Source organism: Gordonia effusa NBRC 100432 (genome assembly GCF_000241305.1).
Taxonomy (GTDB): domain Bacteria; phylum Actinomycetota; class Actinomycetes; order Mycobacteriales; family Mycobacteriaceae; genus Gordonia; species Gordonia effusa.
In genome coordinates this window covers 38,223-55,628 of the sequence record NZ_BAEH01000039.1, presented here as the reverse complement: position 1 = coordinate 55,628, position 17,406 = coordinate 38,223, and the positions used below count along the sequence as shown (strand labels likewise).

The following is a 17,406-nucleotide window of genomic DNA, read 5'->3' as shown; positions in this document are numbered from 1 at the left end:
CTACGGAGAGTGCTTCGCTGCAATCGACTTTGCCAGTGAGTACTACCACTGGCGTGCTTAAGCCGGTGTTCGGATTGGGGACCAGGTCACACATGATGCCGATCGGAGTCATCCGCCTCGAGGGTGCGGCTGAACTCGCGGTCGGGTTCGGGGTACTAGCGCTGGTGCGGGGTGCCCCGGTAGTCGAGCTGCTTGACAGGCTTGTCGTCGTGGATGAAAATGTCGACGGCGTGGTCGATGGTTCTGATTCTGTCGAAGAGCAACCCGCGCTGACGATCAGCAAGCCAGCGACCGCGAGTGCGCCCGATGACACTTTGAAGATTCTCCGGCCCATTGTTCCCTCCCGTCGTGCCTCTGACGTTCGCTTGTCGACCTACGGTCGTGGCGAATTCTGTTACGCACAATAGCGTTTTGCGAGGCGTTCTGTGACCGATCCGCCCCAAGCGGAAGCGCCGCCGTGGTTCCCAATGGACGGTGGTACATCTCGCCGCGGCCGATACCTCGATCGGCTGCCAGATCAGCGTCCCGAATCGGTGCCGTAGACTCACCTTCGTCTGATCACTCGCCACGCGGGTGGTCAGAAGGCGACTGATGCGAAGGTCCTCATCTTCCTCCAGTCCCCGCCCTCGTAGCTCAGGGGATAGAGCACCGCTCTCCTAAAGCGGGTGTCGCAGGTTCGAATCCTGCCGGGGGCACGTGGCCGACAACTACGCAGGAAATCCGAAGATCGTTCTCGTTACCGGCGCCTCCAATGGCATCGGCGCTGAAGCCGCCAGGCTATTCGTGCAGCGCGGGCATACCGTGTTCGGCACCAGCCGCAATCCAGACACCGTCGCGACCAAGGTTCCGGGCGTCACCTATCTGCGGCTCGACAATGCCGACGCCGCGTCGATCGCCGAGTGTGCCAAAGCTGCGGGCGACGTCGACATCCTCATCAACAACGCGGGCGAGTCGCAGGCCGGAGCACTGGAGGACACCCCGATCGAGGCGATCGAGGCATTATTCGCCAACAACGTCTTCGGCCCGGTCGCGCTGACCAAGGAATTGCTGCCCGGGATGCGGGAACGGCGGAGCGGCACCGTCGTGATGGTCGGTTCGATGCTGTCGAGTTTCCCGGTGGCGTTCCGGTCAAACTACGCCGCTACCAAGTCGGCGCTCAAGGCATTCGCGATGGCGAGCCGACGTGAGCTGGCGCCCTACGGCATTCGGATGTTCACGGTGGAACCCGGCACGATCGCCACTGGAATCGGCACGCGCCGCAGCATCTTTATTGGCGACGACTCGCCGTACAAGGCGGAATACGAAACCCTCGCGGCGGCAACTCGAAAGAATGAGGACAAGGGCCTCGACACCGCCGTGATGGCGAAAGTCATCGTCGACGCCGCACTGTCCGATGATCCCAAACCGCTCTATGCCAAGGGAAATCGCGCCGGTGTGGTGTTCTTCGCGCAACGTCTCCTGCCGCGTCAAGCCATCCTTGATCTGGTAGCCAAGGTCCACGGCCTGCCCAAGATTCGTGCCTAGCCATCGAATCGCACTGCGCGTCATCGGAATAGGGCCCGGCGGCGTCAAACAGGTGACGATACAGGCGATCGAGGCGCTGGCCGGTGTCGACGCGTTTCTCATGCTCGACAAAGGAACGGCCAAACAGTCGCTGCTCGACGCGCGGACCGCGATCCTCGACGCCTATGCGCCAGCGGGGTACCGCGTCGTGGAGATTTCTGATCCCCCTCGGGACCGTCGGCCCGACGATTACGACGCCGAAGTCCGGCGGTGGCACCGAGCTCGGGTCGACGCTATCGCGACGGTTCTGCGCTCCGACATCCCTGACGGTGGCGTGGCAGCATTTCTTGTGTGGGGCGATCCAGCGCTATACGACAGCACGCTGCGTATCGTCGAACAGCTTGCGGCACTTGATGATTTGACGCTGGATGTCGAAGTGATCCCCGGAGTGACCAGCGCGTCGGCGTTGACCGCAGCACACGGAATAGTCGCGCATCGGATCGGTGAACCGATCCATGTGACCACTGGACGCCGCCTTTCGGAAACACCGAAAGAGGTTGCGGGAAACCAGATTGTGATGCTCGACGGTGACTTAGCTTTCCTACGAACCGCCGATGCCGACGATGAGATCTGGTGGGGCGCTTATGTCGGGACCGACGATGAGATACTGATCAGCGGGCGGGTAGGTGACGTCGGGGAACAGATCCGGGCAGTACGCGAGGAAGCGCGGAAGCGGATCGGGTGGATCATGGATATTTACCTGCTACGGAAGAAAAATTCATCCCCGTGAGGGTGCTCGGAGGGCATATTTCCCTTCGAACCTGTTGAGGGGGACGATAATTCACAGAACGCGAGCAGTCCCCGGATTTACCACTCCTCGGACAGCACCCGCAGAATGTCGTCGCGCAGTTCCTTACGGCAGATGACGAAGTCAGGCATATAGGCGTGCGGTGTGTTGTACACGATCTCGGTGCCATCAAGACGGCTGCAATGCAAACCGGCCGCCAACGCCACACCGACCGGCGCGCAATTGTCCCACTCGTACTGGCCGCCGCCGTGAACATAGGCATCCACCGACCCGCGCACGACCGCCATCGCCTTGGCGCCGGCAGAGCCAATCTGCACAATGTCCAGGGACAGCAGATTGGCCACCAGCGCACTCTCATACGAACCGCCGAAACGTGAGGTCGCGATACGGCCGGTCAACTCACCGGAGACCGTCGGCACTTCGTCGGTGCGGAAAAGTTCACCCTTCGCGGGCAAAGACACCGCGGCTGCCGTCGGGCGACCGCCCTCGGTGAGTGCGACGTGCACGGCCCAGTCCGTGGTGCCCGAAGCGAATTCACGAGTGCCGTCGAGCGGATCGATGATCCAGACGCGCTTCGCGGTGGACCGGTCGCCGACGTCGTCGGCCTCCTCGGACAGCACGGCGTCGTGTCGGCGATGCCGGTTCAGGACCGTCGAAATCCATGCCTGCGCCATCGCATCGCCGACGTCACCGAGTTGGCGACCATCGAGTAGATGCTGATGTCGCACACCGAGCAGGATTTCGCCTGCACCCTGGGCGATGTGGGCGGCGAGTTCGGCATCGGTGTATCGAGAAGACATTCCCTCCGATGCTACGCAGTCGAGGCGGGCTGGGTGACAGGAGACCGCGAAAGCGCGTGTTCAGGCATCGGGTGCGGCACACTAGATGCCATGCCCGAACTTCCCGAGGTGGCAGCGATTGCCAACTTCCTCGACGACCGCGCGACGGGTTTCCCAATCCGCCGCGTCGACGTCGCATCCCTGGCCGTGTTGAAGACCGCCGACCCGCCCTACACGGCGCTGGCCGGTCGGGTCATCTCTCGGGTGCACCGCATCGGCAAGTATCTGATCATCGAAACGACGCCGGGCGCTGATGCGCCCGCCGACGCCGAGCCGGTGATCGACCTGATCATCCATCTGTCACGCGCGGGATGGTTGCGCTGGAGTGAGAACCTTTCGCCGACGCCGCCCCGGCCGGGAGGCAAGGGGCCCATCGCATTACGGGTGCACTGCGGCATGCCGGGCGAAGGATTCGACGTCACCGAAGCCGGCACCCAGAAGCGACTGGCAGTATGGGTAGTCCGCAAGCCCGACGACGTGGAGCGGATCGCGTCACTCGGCCCTGACGTACTGGGCTTGTCCCGCAATGACTTCGGCGACATCCTGGCCACAACCGGCGCGCGGATCAAGAATGTGCTCACCGATCAGCGCGTCATCGCCGGCGTCGGCAACGCGTACTCCGACGAGGTCCTGCACACCGCGAAACTGTCGCCGTTCGCGACGTCGAAAAACTTGACGGGGCAACAGTTGGATGACCTGTACCAGGCGATCCGCGACGTTCTGGCCGACGCGACGTCGAGGTTGGAGGGGCGGGAGGTCGCGAAGATGAAGTCGGAGAAGCGAACCGGGCTGCGTGTGCACGCCCGGACCGGACTTCCGTGCCCAGTCTGTGGCGACACGATCCGCGAAGTGTCATTCGCCGACAGGTCATTTCAGTACTGCCCGACGTGTCAGACGGGTGGGAAGGTACTGGCGGATCGTCGGATGTCGAGGTTGTTGAAGTAGTTGGGCGGTCGGTTTGGTCGGGCCGGGTTTCGAGGTCGTCTCACCGCGTCTCGATACACCAGCCGTCTCGCAGGCTCGTCGGCTGGCACTCGACGATCGGCGGGGGTGGCACTCGACGATCGGACGGCTTGGCACTCGACGGTCGAAGGGGGTGGCCACTCGACGACCGGAGGCGCTACTCCGCCGACGCTGTCACCCGCACCGGCACGTTTTTCATCAAGGGCTGGTCGCTCTGGGTGCTGTAGTCGGCGATGCCGATCAGCGCGTTGCACTCGGGCATGTAGCCGGCCGCCGCTCCCTTCGGCAGGTCGTAACGCAGGGCGCGGAAGCGGCGAATCGTGCGGACTGAGCCGTCCTTCGACGTCGACGTGATGTCGACGAAGTCACCCTCGGACAGCCCGCGCTCGGCCATATCGGTCTCATTCAGGAAGATCAATTCACGGATGTTCTTGATGCCGCGATACCGGTCGTTATTCGAGTAGATGGTGGTGTTCCACTGGTCGTGGCTGCGCATCGTCTGCAGAATCAGCACATCGGCATCGTCGGGAATCACGTTGGGCAGCGGCGCAAGTGAGAACTCCGCTTTGCCCGACGGTGTACGGAAGTCACGTTCTCGCGCGGGCTGCGGAATCCGGAATCCGCCGGGCTGTTTGATGAGGTCGTTGAAACCCTCGAATCCGGGCAGCACCTTCGCCATCACGTCGCGGATGCGGTCGTAATCGTCGGCGTACCACGACCACGGCGTCGCACTGTCGGGCAACGTGGCTTCGGCGATGCCGGTGAGAATCGCTGGCTCCGAAAGCAATTGGGGTGATGCCGGCCGGCGTTTGCCCACCGAGATATGCACCATGCTCATCGCGTCCTCGACCGTTTGTCCCTGCACCCCGCCAGCGCGTTCGTCCTTCTCGGTGCGGCCGAGGCAGGGCAGGATCAACGCTTCCCGGCCATGTACCAGGTGACTGCGATTGAGCTTGGTGCTGATCTGCACGGTCAGATCGCAATTGCGAAGTCCCGCAGCGGTATACGCGGTGTCGGGTGCGGCCATCACAAAGTTGCCACCCATGCCGACGAAGACTCTCACTTCGCCCGCGTTCATGGCCTCGATGGTGGCGACGGTGTCCAGTCCGTGTTCGCGTGGCGAGACGATGCCGCATACTTCGTCGAGCTTGTCCAGGAATGCCGCGCTCGGTCGGTGGTTGATACCGCAGGTGCGGTTACCTTGCACGTTGGAGTGTCCGCGCACCGGCGATGGCCCGGCACCTTCGCGGCCGATATTTCCGCGCAGCAGAAGGAGATTCATGATTTCGCGGACGGTGTCGACACCGTGCTCATGTTGGGTGATGCCCAGGCACCAGCTGATAATGGTCTTGCCGGATTCGATATACCACCGGCCGACCTCTCGGATCAGTTCCTCGGCGAGCCCGGACTGAGTGACCAGGTCATCCCAGGTGGTCGATTCGACCAGGGCCCGGTACTCGTCGAGCTGATGGGTGTATTCGGCGAGGAATTCGTTGTCGAGGACGGTGGGATCGGTTGCCGCCGCTTCGAATACCGTCTTGGCGACACCGCGGATCAACGCGAGGTCGCCACCGGGACGCACCTGCAGATTCAGGTCCGATGTCTTGGTGGCCCGAAACAGCGCCATCTCCAACATCTCGTGCGGCACAATGGTTTTCGTCGCGCCAACCTCGACCATCGGATTGATATGGACGATCTTCGCGCCACGCCGCGTTGCCTCGGCGAGCGCGGTCAGCATGCGCGGCGCATTAGACGCCGCGTTGTTGCCCATCACGAACAGCAGTTCGGCCTGTTCCCAGTCGTGGGTGTCGACGGTGCCTTTGCCGGTCCCGATCGACGCGGTCAACGCACGTCCCGACGCCTCATGGCACATGTTGGAGCAATCGGGCACATTGTTCGTGCCGTATTCGCGTGCGAGCAATTGGTAGAGGAAGGTCGCCTCATTGCTGAGTCGGCCCGAGGTATAGAACGACGCCTGGTCGGGTGATGCGAGCGATCGCAGTGTGCCGCCGATCATTTCGAAGGCGCTTGCCCACGAGATCGGCAAGTAGCGATCGGTGTCCGGGTCGTAACGCATCGGCTCGGTGAGCCGCCCCTGGTTCTCCAAGTCGAAGTCGGTCCAGTCGGCGAGTTCGGTGACGGTGTGCTCGGCGAAGAACCGGCTGTCGACCCGTTTGGGGGTCATCTCCCAGGTGACGTGTTTGACGCCGTTCTCGCAGAAGTCGAGGGTCAGTTTGTTGTCGTCGGGCCACGCGCAGCCGGGACAGTCGTAGCCGTCGGAGTGGTTCATTACGAACATCGAGTGCGTGCCTCGACCCAGCTCGCGTTGTTTGGCGAGGATCATGCCGACCGATTGCGCCGCGCCCCACGATGCTGCCGCGTGCCGGTACGGTTTGCTCGACCACTTGCCGTCGGTCAACGGTCCGAACCCGCCTTGCCGGGGCACAGTGGGCGCCAGCCCCGGCACGCGGTCGGTTGCCGTGTTCTCCGCCGAGGGCGGCGAAGTCGGAACGGGCTTGTGCACCTTAGGTTTTGGTGAGTGATCGATGGTCATCGCGGAGTCGCTTTCGTGGGCTGGGCTATGGGGCTGGGTGATTCGCGGGTTATCCCGGGACGGCCGAGAGGCGTGCGTCGGCGACTATTCGATCGGGTCGGGTGTAGACGTTCATGGTTTCGCCGCGAAGGAAACCGACGAGAGTCGTCCCCGACGTGTCGGCGAGTTCGGCTGCGAGTGACGATGGCGCCGACACCGCGGCGAGTATCGGGATACCAGCCATGACCGCCTTCTGCACGAGTTCGAAGCTGGCGCGCCCGGACACCTGTAACACTTTGCCGCGCAAGGGAAGTCGATTGTTTAGTAGCGCCCAGCCGACGACCTTGTCGACGGCGTTATGCCGTCCGACGTCTTCGCGAAGCACGAGCAGCTCGCCCGACGTCGCGTCGAAGAGGGCCGCCGCGTGCAGCCCGCCGGTTTTGTCGAAGGCGGACTGATGCTCGCGGAGGAGGTCGGGGAAGGTGGCGAGGAGGCTGGCGTCGAGGGTGACCGAGTCCGCGGCGACGTCGAATCTGGACACGGTCGCGACGGCGTCGATGCTGGTTTTGCCGCATAGGCCGCACGAACTGGTCGTGTAGAAATTGCGCGCGGCGGTTGACGGCAGCACGACATCGGGGGCAAGTGCGACGTCGAGAATGTTGTAGTCGTTTCCGGTGCTCGTGGCACCCGAACCCGGTCCGCCGCAATGTATCGCCGCCCGGAACTGTTCAGCGTTATCGATGACGCCTTCGGAGATGAGGAAGCCGGCAGCCAACTCCACGTCGTGGCCGGGCGTGCGCATGGTCACTGCGAGTGCGGAACCGCCGATGCGGATTTCGAGGGGTTCTTCGACGGCGAGGGTATCTACCCGGCGCTGGGCATCGCCGCCGACGGTGATCTTCGTCAGCGGCCTGCGCGTCGTAATTCTCCCCATGTCTTCTGACCGTACACCGCGTTCACTGGCAGTTCAGCGTTCGTGCCTCGATAGGCGGCAGGTAGGTTGGCCGCTATGACCACACGGCAGAAGATTTTGATTAGCGGTGCGAGTTCCGGGCTTGGTGAGGGGATGGCCCGTGAGTTTGCGAAGAAGGGGCGGGCGCTGGCACTCTGCGCGCGACGTGCGGACAAACTCGACGCCCTGGCGGCCGAGATTGGACCCGACGCCGCGCAGGTCGCGACGGCGACGGTCGATGTCACCGACGTCGACAGCGTCGGTCCCGCGTTTCGTGACCTAGCCGACGAACTCGGCGGCCTCGACCGCGTGATCGTCAACGCGGGATTGGGGAAAGGTGCGCCGCTGGGTACCGGCAAGATGCACGCCAACATCGAGACGATTCAGACGAATCTTATTGGGGCGGTTGCGCAAATCGAGGCGGCGCTCGAGATTTTCCGCGAGCAGAACGCCGGCCACCTGGTTCTCATTAGTTCGATGAGCGCGATTCGTGGGCTGCCGAAGGCGCAGGCGGCATATTCGGCGTCGAAGGCGGGACTGTCGGCGTTGGGGCAGGGACTGCAGGCTGAGTTCGCGAATTCGCCGATCACTGTCTCGGTGATCGCGCCGGGCTATATCGAGACCGATATCAACCGCGGCGTGAAGACGAAGCTGATGGCGAAGACCGACGAGGGTGTGCGTGCGCTGGTGAAAGCGATCGAAGCCGAGCCGCGGTTCGCGCCGGTACCGAATTGGCCGTGGGTGCCGTTGTCGTATGCGCTGCGGCATTTGCCTGATGCGGTGAGTCAGCGACTGGTGTAGGAGCGCGACCTGGTCACGATAGGTCGAATGTGGGTCGGGGAAATGACATTAAGCCCGCGCCGATCGACTTCGTGTCGTACCCTTCCATCGAGGCGGGGGCGAGGTGTCCCGCGCAACTAGGCCGAGGGACATCGAGGATGACAGAACAGCAATCGCCATACGGTGCTGTACCGCACGGGGCTCAACCGGTACCGGCAGTAGCGGACTATTCCGGTTTTTCAATCGGCGCCGTCGTGACGATTATCGGATCGATTCTGGCGTTGGCCTCTTATCCGCTGGTTTGGTACGTGGCGAAGATTGACGACGCGGCGACGATCACGGGCTTCGGCACAACTCATAGCACCGACACCCTTGAGGTCACCTACAAGTCGAGCAAGCTCCACTGGGCGGTAGCCGCGGCGGGAATCGTGTTGTTGATCGTCGGGATCACCCGGTTGATCGGGAAGTACACCGACGCTTGGAAACGTCCGACTTTGATTGTGGGTGCCATCGGTGTCGCGGGAGCGGTAGCTAGTGCGGTCCTCGTCGATGGTGACTTCAAACTCGGGACGGGCGTGTATCTCGCACTGGTTGGCGCGATCGTCGCGCTGGCGGGAGGGGCGCTAATCGCTGTTGCCAAGAAATAGCGGCCACCGAGGTTGCCGCCGACTTCACGGCGTGAAATGTGATTCATATCACTGCATGTGACTATGTAGGGCGTTGAAGTTGCAGCGCCCGGGCCTGTGTAGAAGACTTCTGCGCCGAAAGCAGTAATCGCTACGCATGTAACCGGATGACCAGTTCATTTGTCCGACTAACGAGTGCGGTAACATGCTGCGCGAGCGGGTCGGAGGGTTCGATTACATGCGAAAAGCCATGGGTGTCATGGGAGTTCTACTGGCGATTGCTCTGGTAGCGGGATGTTCGTCCCGATTGAGCAAAGACGACGAGGCGACAAAACAGGACGTGCCATCAGTGCAGTTGAGGGCATGGTCGCAGTTGCATAGCGAGCCCTACGGCATCCCAGTACGCGCCCTGCAGTCGTACGCGTATGCCGCGGCCGCGATGGATAAGGCAGTGCCCGGCTGCGGCATCGGCTGGTCAACTCTGGCGGCGATCGGCGCGGTTTCCAGCGAACATGGCAGCGCTGACGGTTCGTCAATCGGAAACGACGGCATCGTGGCGCCGCAACTGCGAGGGCTGACCCAGGCGAATCCGGAGCGCGCGAAGCCCATCGCTGATACCGACGCCGGGCGATACGACGGAAACGACAGCATCGACGTCACTATGGGGCCGATGCAGATCATGCCCAGCAAATGGGAGCAGTTCGCGACCGATGCCGATAATGACGGCAAAGCCGATCCGGACAATTTCGACGACGCCACCCTGACTGTCGCCAGGTACTTGTGTGCGGCAGGTGGGGACCTTCGTAAGTCCGATGGTTGGGCCGCAGCGGTGGCGCAATTCAATTCGACGCCGGGGTTCTTGGACAAAGTACACGCGTTCGCCGGCCGGTACGGGCGCTGAATCGTGGGGATGAGGAACGTTCAGATGAAGACCACAACCACGAAGAAGCGTGTTGTCGCTGGCTGCGTATTGAGCCTTTCGGCGACATTGGCGCTTGCGAGTTGCTCGTCGAACTCCGGTAATTCGCAACAGGCGCAGGCGCCCAATCTCAACGCTCAGCCGCAATTGAGTGTGCCGAATGTGCAAAACGCGGCGATGATCGTTCCTCCCGCTCCGGCCGTTCCGGAATTGCCGAAGGGCGGCGATGACAAACCGTCGGTGACGGTGGTACCCGATCAGAATTCACCGGCCCCGACTGGTCCCGGTAATGACTTGTACCCGGCGCCGAAGAACGAAAACGTCGGCGAGAAGCGCGGAAACGGCCAGCCGATCACCAAGGGTGGCGTGACCAACGCTTTCGTCACGAAACTGACCGGGTCGCAGTCCGCCGACCACACCGATACCAAGTGGGGCGTAGCGGGCGCGGGTAACGCGGTCATGTGGGACAACGGCAGTGGCCAGGTCATCACCATGTTCGGCGACACATTCGGTACGCCGCGCCCCAAAGGCGAGTCGAGTGGTCAGCCGCCCTACGTGAGTGGTGCGGGCCTGAACCTGCCGATAATGCCCAAGGAGATCCCGTTCCCAGCGCTGCCGTATGTCAATCTGAAGCAGGGCGGCAAGCAGGGGTCGGGCTACGCCGGTGACACTGGTACGTCCGCGCCGACCGGATTCGATTGGCGCGTAAACACTTTGGCCTATAGTTCCACCCGCAATCTCAATCAGATGAGTTACAACTCATTCCTGAGCAACCGTGCCAACCATGCGCGGGAAGTGATTCCGGCGCGGCGCGTTAACGGTTCGGAGATAACCACGTTGCCGACGTCGGGTATCTCGATCGGCGGCAAGCAGTACGTGTCCTACGCGTCGATCCGTCGCTATGGTCCGGCTCCCGGGTCCTGGACGTCGAATTATTCGGGTATCGCCGTGTCCGGCGATAACGGTGCGACCTGGCGGAAATCGGGTAGTGCTTTCTGGACCAACGCAGGCCCAGCACGGAACTTCCAAATGCCGGCGCTCGCGAAACGCGGCGGCATGGTTTACATGTTCGGCACCGAACAAGGCCGCGTCGGTGGTGTCTACGTGGCGCGAGTTCCCGCGAACCAGATCATGTATCGCGCCGCATACCAGTACTGGACCGGTACCCACTGGCAGAAGGGGCTCACCGCTGAGCCGCGCGCAGTGGTGTCCGGCGGCGTAGGCGAGGTTTCGGTGCAATACAGTCCCTCGCTGCGACGTTGGCTGATGCTGTCGACCGACGTCTTCAACAACGGCATCGTGTTGCGACAGGCTGCGAATCCGCAAGGGCCGTGGACGTCGCCGCAGGTGGTCGCGTCGGCCGCGAACTACCCATCGATCTATGGTGCGAGTATTCACCCGTGGTCGAAGGGTAATGACCTGTACTTCACCATGTCGCAGTGGTCGAGTTACAACGTCTACTTGATGCACGCGACCGTGACGCGCCGCGGAATTCCCGCGCCGTCACCGACCGTTCCGGAGATCCCGTTGCCCGGCGGAGCGCGCATTCCATTCGGTCCGGCGCCTGATCTTGGCGCACCGAAACTCCCGACTTTGCAGCTGCCTGACTCGATGCAGGGGCCCGGTAGCGGGCGGAACGCTCCGCGCGGTCCGGGTGGGTGATTTGAATTATTGCGGCGGTGATCCGATACCGCTAATGTTGGCTTTCGTCGTAGGTAGTTAGTTCAGGTAACTGGAGGGTTTGTCATGGCTGGTTTCTTTTCGGTCGAGCATGCTGCAGTCAAGGGGCATGCCTCGAATTTGCAGGATGCGGTAGGAAAGTTCACTTCGAATTCATCTGAATTCGAGTCGGCGATGGAGGATCTGCTGGGCAAGATCGACGGTGGCGCAAAGGAAGCGTTGTCGGGTCTGAAGGACCAGTGGAAGTCAGCGGCTGACCAGGTGAATAAGGCCCTGGGTCAACTGGGTGCTCGGACCGAGCAGGTCTCGTCGGACTACACCCGTGGTGAGTCTGACCAGAACGATACGGTTCGTTCGGCGGGAGCACATATGAACTTCCACGACGCCGAGAACACCAACATCTAAGACCGACTTCTTTTGGCCCGTTTATTCTTTGATTGGAGCGTGTGATGACGGATTACTCATATGACCATGGTGCGGCGCAGCAGGCTGAGGAACGTGTGGAGACAGCGGCCACCAACCTGCAGTCGGCTGTTGACGAACTCGAAGAGCATGTAACGAAGTTGGCCTCGGCATGGTCGGGTGACGAGCATGAGACCTACTCGGGTATCCATGGGAAGGTTTCCCGAGGATTCGATTCGATTACTCAGGTGCTGACGCAGATTCGACAGACCCTAGGTGACAATTCACAGCAGGTGTTGTCAATGCAGAAGGGTATTAATAACACCATTTTGCACGGCTGATTCCGGGTATGGTCTCGGCTGATTCGTTGCTGGTTCTTTCAGGAGGGTGAAAGTTAATGCCTGCTGCGCTGTTGCCTCCGTTGGAGACATTTACGGCTCCGGTGGATACGTCGCGGATGTGGTTGGGAGGCACGCCCACGTCGGTGGTAGCCGGCGCGGACAAGTATCTCAAGTTTGCCGACCACGCGGATAATGCAGCGCGGCTGTTGCGGTCGTTAGACACTGCTGATTTTCAGGGCGATGAGGCTGAGAAGTTCCGGTCGAAACTTGATGACCGGTTGCCTGACTGGCTGACCAAAGTGGCGACGGCGCATCGCAATGTTGGCACCGGTATCAAGGTGTTCGGTGGAGTGTTCACCACTGAGCACACGCTGATGACGTCGATTCGCGCCCAAGCGCCGGGATCGCATCAGGCGGTTCAGACCGCCGCGCACAACGTCAACCGGCTAGAAGCCGAGTTGGTGGTTGCCGAGGGGGCAGAGGCGTCGGCGTCGGCAAATTTGACGCAGGCCAAGGCTGCGGTCACAGCCGCCGCTGCGACACCGGGGTTACCCGCGGCGGTGGCTAATGAGACCCAGGCGGATTCGACATTTGCCGCTGCTGAGGCGCACGCGAATCGGGTACGCGCTGAGTTAGCCGCCGCGTGGACCCATTACCACAATATGATGACCGCGTGGAATGGTCTGCTTTCGCAGGCCGATGGTGTGCATACCGCGATGGATACGGCGTCGAAGACGGCGAAGGGCGTCATCGACAAGGAGCACGACACTCCGTTTGAGAAGAATCCGTCGGGTGTGAGCGGGTTCTTTAAGAGCATCGGCGATTGGATTGATGATCACGCCGATATTCTGGGAAAGATATCGGAACTCTTGTTGTTCGCCGGCGGCATTCTTGCGATGTTCCCTGGTTTGGGAACAATCATCGGCGGCGCGCTGGCCGGAATTGGTCTGGCGATCAGCGCGGCATTGGTACTCACTGGAAATAAGTCGTGGGGACAGTTCGCCATTGACGCGGTAGGGGTGATTCCCGGGGTCGGCAAGCTCGGCCAGGTGGGTAAGCTCGGGAAGCTGGCGAGCGAAAGCAAGTTCGCCAAGGGCGTTAAGAATGTATTCTCCTGCGGTGAGCCCGTCGACGCGGCGTCGGGAGAGTTGATCGATACCGAAATCGATTTGCGTATCGACGCGGCCTTCCCACTGATTCTCGAGCGGTCACATATCTCGTCATTCCGTGCGGGACGCCTATTCGGCCCGTCGTGGTGCTCGACACTCGACGCTCGAGTTGAGATCGACGCCGACGGAGTCACGGTCCTCACTGCTGATGCGGCGGTCCTTCGGTATGCGCACCCCTCGGATGAAAACGAGGTGATGCCCGAGGTCGGCACCATGCCGTTGTCTTTCGTCGATGGCGCTTACCGCATGCGTGATGTTCGAACGGGCGTCACGTATGAATTCGCTCTGTTCGGTGAAAGGTCGTCGCTGGAATCCAGTGGCCCTATCAGCGAGTCCAGTATTGGTGGAGCGCTGGACATGTCACTGGTTATCGGTGTGTCTGCGATAGTGCACCACTCTGGGCATCGCATCGACATCGAATACGACGCTCAGAGCGGACACATTACGCAGCTGCGGCATTCCGGTGGTGCCACGGTCGAAGTTGCCACTGACGAGGTGACTGGTTTGGTCACTCAGTTGACGGTTAGCAGTGACGGTAAATCCGACGTCGTTCGGCAATTCGACTACTCGTCTTCAAATGACCTCGTTGCGGTGACCAATTGGTCAGGGCAGGCGCTTCGCTACGAATACGACGGTGATCACCGGTTGACCGGCTGGACCGATCGGAACGGGCATTCATATCGCCACCGATATGACGACATGGGCCGCGTCGCGGTTCAAGCCGGTACGGGTGGCGTGTATGCGAATGCGTTCGTGCATCTGCGGGACACCTACGAAGGTGCGCCAGCCGCCGGTCATGTGCTCGCATTGATCGAATCGGTCACCGAACTCGACTCCACTGTCGATCTCGTTGGAATCAATACGCGGCTCGATCGCCTCGCCTCGTTGCCGCTGGCGTCAGCTATCAGCGAGCACGGTCTGTCCGCCGCTGGCATCGAATTCCATATTGACGCTCGCGATGGCTCAATCAGTGTCGGACGAGTTGTACCGGAAGCCCCCGTCGTAGATGAAGTGCTGGGGCGGTTGAGGGTTCATGTATTTCGCTCGACTGCTGATGGAGATATGTGGCAACACATTGATCCTGCTGGCGGAGTGACCACCTACAGTCATCGGAATCACGAGGTTGTGTCGGTAGTCGACCCAGTTGGCGGCGAGACTCTGATCGAACGAGACGAGTTCGGTGCTGTTACCGCGACCACCGAACCTGATGGCGCGCGTACGTCGACACTGTTCGCAGGATTGGGTGTTCCGGTTCGACAGGTCGACGCGATGGGCCGCGTGACCGAGCTTGAGGTGGACGCCGCGGGAAATGTCACGGCGATTATCGATCCCAGTGGGCGCAGGACGGTTCGTGAGTTCGAATATAGGACTTCTGGATCGGTTCTCTCCCGAATTGTGGATTCATCGGGTCTAACGACCGAAGTCACGTGTGATGACGCGGGACGGCCGACATTAGTTGTGGAACCCGGTGCGCGCGTATGGACATATGCCTACGACGCGTTCGGCAATATCGTCGAAGCGACTGATCCCGAGGGCAATACCACGACTCAAGTCTGGAATCCCGATCACCTGCTGACCCTGCAGACGAATCCGGACGGGACGACTCAAACCGGTGAATATGACGGCGAAGGCAACCTGGTGGCGGCGGTCGACGAGGCCGGTCATCGGGTGGCCAGTGAGTTCGGCCCAATGGATTTGCCCCTGGTATCTGTGGCGGCAGACGGCGGGCAATTGCGCACGAGCTACTCGACGCAGGGTGAACCCGTCGCAGTAACTAATCCTGATGGAATGATCTGGCGGTTCGACCGGGATGAGGCCGGCCGCGTCCGATCGGAATCCGATTTCAATGACGCGGTTACGTCGTACGAATACGACGCGGCAGGTCGCGGCATATCTCGTGTCGATGCGTTGGGTCGTCGTTCGGTCACCGAGTATGACGCCGTTGGCAGGGTAGTACGTGTCAGCGCGGACGACGACGTCAAGAATTTTGAATTCAACGCGGCGGGCGAGCTCATCTCGGCGGTGAACAATGACGCGCGCGTGGAATACCAGCGCGATGGCTCGGGTCTGATCGTCGGCGAGACCGTGAATGATGTCTCGGTATCGTGGCGGTGGTCGCCCGACGAATTGAGCGTCACCCGCACGGTGGACGGATCACGGTTGGGCCCGGCCGGAGGCGTGTGGTCGACCCTGTTCGAGTTTGATCCATCCGGTCGGATCGGCTCGGTCGTTACGGCTGGCCCGGATGCTGGTGTCGGCGGGGCGACCGGTATCGACGGCTTGCGATTCTCTTATGATCAAATCGGCCGCGAAGCAGGGCGAGCCATCGGGTCCTTGTCGCGGCTCGGGTTCGGATACGACTCTCGGAACCGGCTGACTTCTCTGCAGATCGGTGCGGCTGGCGATCCTCGCTCCGGCAGCTCGGATGCGCGGGTCGTCGGAGGCCGCAGATGGTCGTATAGGTCCGACACCTACGTCGAATCGTTGACGGACCTGGCGTCGGGACGGACCAAGCGGTTCGGACTCGACTCAGCGGGGCGCGTCTTATCGTCATCAGTTGATCAGTCTCGTCAGGAAGAGCGGTACGCGTACTCGCCGGCTGGCGTGCTGGCGGCGAGCGACGGCGTCGCGAGTAGTTCAGAAGGGGTGGCCTCCTCGCCGGTCGCCGGCGTCGCTCGCGTTGAACAGTCGGATCGTGTGGGTTCGGCCGGCACGCATGTGACTCGCGCGGGTCGATCACGCTTCTCCTACGACGCTGCTGGTCAGATGGTCATGCAGACGACGTCCAGGTTGTCGCGTAAGCCGTCGGTGACACGTTTCGAGTACACCACCAATGGCCAGATCCGCACCGTATTGTCACCTGATGGCACGCGGTGGCGCTACGGGTACGACGCTTTCGGCCGGCGTGTTTCCAAGCGGCATACGTCCGCCGACGGGCGATTACTGGATTCAGTTGTATTCGGTTGGGACGGCGATGACCTCGCCATCCAGGTCAACACGGCACACACTCCCCGCGCCGGACTCGGTGCGGGTGGTGCTTCGGCGTGGGTCTGGACGTATCACCCTGCCACTGGCGACCCGCTGGAGCAGCACGCACGGCATTACAGCCCAGGTGTAGGTGCAAGTGACGGACTCGCCGGGCAGCCGTCCGCCGTCGGATCGGTCGCAAGTTCGCAGGCGTCGATTGACGCCGAATTCTATGCGATTGTCGCCGACCTCAATGGTGCGCCGACCGAGTTGATCGACCCCGCCTCCGGGCAGATCGCCGGCCGGGCCAGTTCCACAGTCTGGGGACAGACTCGATGGACCGGTGCCTCAACGGTTCTGAGATTCGCCGGACAACAGTTCGATCCCGAAACCGGACTGCACTACAACCGACACAGGTACTACCACCCCGAGACGGGTAGCTACACGAGTAGCGATCCGCTGGGCGTGGCTCCCAACCCCGCTTCGGCTACCGCATATGTGCACAACCCGTACACGTGGATCGATCCGCTGGGTTTGAAAATGTGTGGGATAGCCAGCATCTTCAAGGGGGAGCAGGGCGTAGCGAGAGCCACTCGTGACCTTGCCTCGCGGAACTGGGAGGTCATTGGTAAGGAAGTTACTATCAAGGGCGCTGGCAAACGAATGAGGGCTGACCTAGTTGTCCGTAACCAAATTACGGGAAGTAAGGCTATCGTCGAAGTCAAGAATGGTCCATTCGCGAGATTTACGAGGAATCAGAAAGTTGTCCTCCCACATATTGAAAATGGTGGAGCAATTACTTTCCACGGAGGTAATGCGCAGACTATGGCCGAGAAACTCGCGAAAATAGATCCGGGGAGTAATTTCAAACTGAGCCAAGCTCATTCCGATTTCTCCACGATAATGATGAAATACTAAGATCTG

Annotated in this window: 14 protein-coding genes and 1 tRNA gene; 12 read left to right on the top strand and 3 right to left on the bottom strand. The window is 61.5% G+C overall.

From position 1 onward, the window contains the following. Positions 1-35: 35 nt before the first annotated feature. The 4 genes from GOEFS_RS23415 to cobF all read left to right on the top strand — a co-directional run bounded on the left by GOEFS_RS23415 (position 36) and on the right by cobF (position 2,293). Positions 36-407: a hypothetical protein gene (locus GOEFS_RS23415; RefSeq protein WP_170323135.1), complete on the top strand. Its 372-nt coding sequence runs from the start codon at positions 36-38 to the stop codon at positions 405-407. Positions 408-622: 215 nt separating this feature from the next. After that, positions 623-695, top strand: a tRNA-Arg gene (locus GOEFS_RS06765). Between the two features lies 1 nt (position 696). Beyond that, on the top strand, positions 697-1,524 hold the full coding sequence (locus tag GOEFS_RS06760; protein WP_007317151.1) for an SDR family oxidoreductase: 828 nt from the start codon (positions 697-699) through the stop codon (positions 1,522-1,524). Further along, positions 1,517-2,293, top strand: coding sequence for a precorrin-6A synthase (deacetylating) (cobF, locus tag GOEFS_RS06755; protein WP_007317150.1), 777 nt, complete (start codon positions 1,517-1,519; stop codon positions 2,291-2,293). Before GOEFS_RS06760 ends, cobF begins: the two co-directional genes overlap by 8 nt. Positions 2,294-2,370: 77 nt before the next feature. On the opposite strand, the gene GOEFS_RS06750 is transcribed toward cobF, so the two are convergent. Continuing rightward, complete coding sequence (locus tag GOEFS_RS06750; protein ID WP_040524642.1) at positions 2,371-3,111, bottom strand: 3'(2'),5'-bisphosphate nucleotidase CysQ; 741 nt, start codon at positions 3,109-3,111, stop codon at positions 2,371-2,373. A gap of 90 nt (positions 3,112-3,201) precedes the next feature. On the opposite strand from GOEFS_RS06750, the gene GOEFS_RS06745 reads away from it, so the two are divergent. Beyond that, positions 3,202-4,095 carry an Fpg/Nei family DNA glycosylase gene (locus tag GOEFS_RS06745; protein WP_040524641.1) on the top strand — a complete coding sequence of 298 codons (894 nt, stop codon included), beginning with the start codon at positions 3,202-3,204 and terminating at the stop codon, positions 4,093-4,095. A 175-nt stretch (positions 4,096-4,270) separates the two neighbouring features. Here GOEFS_RS06745 and GOEFS_RS06740 read toward each other — a convergent pair whose 3' ends face one another. Both GOEFS_RS06740 and fdhD read right to left on the bottom strand, forming a co-directional pair. Next, a complete protein-coding gene (locus GOEFS_RS06740; protein WP_007317147.1) occupies positions 4,271-6,667 on the bottom strand; it encodes an FdhF/YdeP family oxidoreductase in 2,397 nt (798 codons plus the stop codon). Between the two features lie 49 nt (positions 6,668-6,716). Further along, positions 6,717-7,580 (bottom strand): formate dehydrogenase accessory sulfurtransferase FdhD, encoded by an 864-nt coding sequence (gene fdhD, locus GOEFS_RS06735; protein ID WP_007317146.1) that lies wholly within the window; start codon positions 7,578-7,580, stop codon positions 6,717-6,719. A gap of 75 nt (positions 7,581-7,655) precedes the next feature. Between fdhD and GOEFS_RS06730 the strand changes: the two genes are divergently transcribed. The 7 genes from GOEFS_RS06730 to GOEFS_RS06700 all read left to right on the top strand — a co-directional run bounded on the left by GOEFS_RS06730 (position 7,656) and on the right by GOEFS_RS06700 (position 17,400). After that, entirely contained in the window at positions 7,656-8,399 is a 744-nt protein-coding gene (locus tag GOEFS_RS06730) for an SDR family oxidoreductase (RefSeq protein ID WP_007317145.1), read from the top strand. Positions 8,400-8,536: 137 nt separating this feature from the next. Continuing rightward, positions 8,537-9,025, top strand: coding sequence for a hypothetical protein (locus GOEFS_RS06725; RefSeq protein ID WP_040524640.1), 489 nt, complete (start codon positions 8,537-8,539; stop codon positions 9,023-9,025). 217 nt (positions 9,026-9,242) lie between these two features. Next, positions 9,243-9,905, top strand: coding sequence for a lytic murein transglycosylase (locus tag GOEFS_RS06720; RefSeq protein ID WP_245549780.1), 663 nt, complete (start codon positions 9,243-9,245; stop codon positions 9,903-9,905). A gap of 24 nt (positions 9,906-9,929) precedes the next feature. Further along, a complete protein-coding gene (locus tag GOEFS_RS22380; RefSeq protein WP_007317142.1) occupies positions 9,930-11,585 on the top strand; it encodes a glycoside hydrolase family 183 protein in 1,656 nt (551 codons plus the stop codon). Positions 11,586-11,669: 84 nt separating this feature from the next. Then, entirely contained in the window at positions 11,670-12,008 is a 339-nt protein-coding gene (locus GOEFS_RS06710; RefSeq protein ID WP_007317141.1) for a WXG100 family type VII secretion target, read from the top strand. 44 nt (positions 12,009-12,052) lie between these two features. After that, positions 12,053-12,346, top strand: coding sequence for a WXG100 family type VII secretion target (locus GOEFS_RS06705; protein ID WP_007317140.1), 294 nt, complete (start codon positions 12,053-12,055; stop codon positions 12,344-12,346). Positions 12,347-12,402: 56 nt separating this feature from the next. Continuing rightward, a complete protein-coding gene (locus GOEFS_RS06700; protein ID WP_007317139.1) occupies positions 12,403-17,400 on the top strand; it encodes an RHS repeat-associated core domain-containing protein in 4,998 nt (1,665 codons plus the stop codon). The last annotated feature ends 6 nt before the right edge of the window (positions 17,401-17,406 follow it).

Bases quoted from the DNA above. Each gene is read 5' to 3' on its own strand.
- GOEFS_RS06750 (WP_040524642.1), bottom strand. From the start codon at position 3,111: ATGTCTTCTCGATACACCGATGCCGAACTCGCCGCCCACATCGCCCAG.
- GOEFS_RS06745 (WP_040524641.1), top strand. From the start codon at position 3,202: ATGCCCGAACTTCCCGAGGTGGCAGCGATTGCCAACTTCCTCGACGAC.
- GOEFS_RS06740 (WP_007317147.1), bottom strand. From the start codon at position 6,667: ATGACCATCGATCACTCACCAAAACCTAAGGTGCACAAGCCCGTTCCG.
- fdhD (WP_007317146.1), bottom strand. From the start codon at position 7,580: ATGGGGAGAATTACGACGCGCAGGCCGCTGACGAAGATCACCGTCGGC.
- GOEFS_RS06730 (WP_007317145.1), top strand. From the start codon at position 7,656: ATGACCACACGGCAGAAGATTTTGATTAGCGGTGCGAGTTCCGGGCTT.
- GOEFS_RS06725 (WP_040524640.1), top strand. From the start codon at position 8,537: ATGACAGAACAGCAATCGCCATACGGTGCTGTACCGCACGGGGCTCAA.
- GOEFS_RS06720 (WP_245549780.1), top strand. From the start codon at position 9,243: ATGCGAAAAGCCATGGGTGTCATGGGAGTTCTACTGGCGATTGCTCTG.
- GOEFS_RS22380 (WP_007317142.1), top strand. From the start codon at position 9,930: ATGAAGACCACAACCACGAAGAAGCGTGTTGTCGCTGGCTGCGTATTG.
- GOEFS_RS06710 (WP_007317141.1), top strand. From the start codon at position 11,670: ATGGCTGGTTTCTTTTCGGTCGAGCATGCTGCAGTCAAGGGGCATGCC.
- GOEFS_RS06705 (WP_007317140.1), top strand. From the start codon at position 12,053: ATGACGGATTACTCATATGACCATGGTGCGGCGCAGCAGGCTGAGGAA.
- GOEFS_RS06700 (WP_007317139.1), top strand. From the start codon at position 12,403: ATGCCTGCTGCGCTGTTGCCTCCGTTGGAGACATTTACGGCTCCGGTG.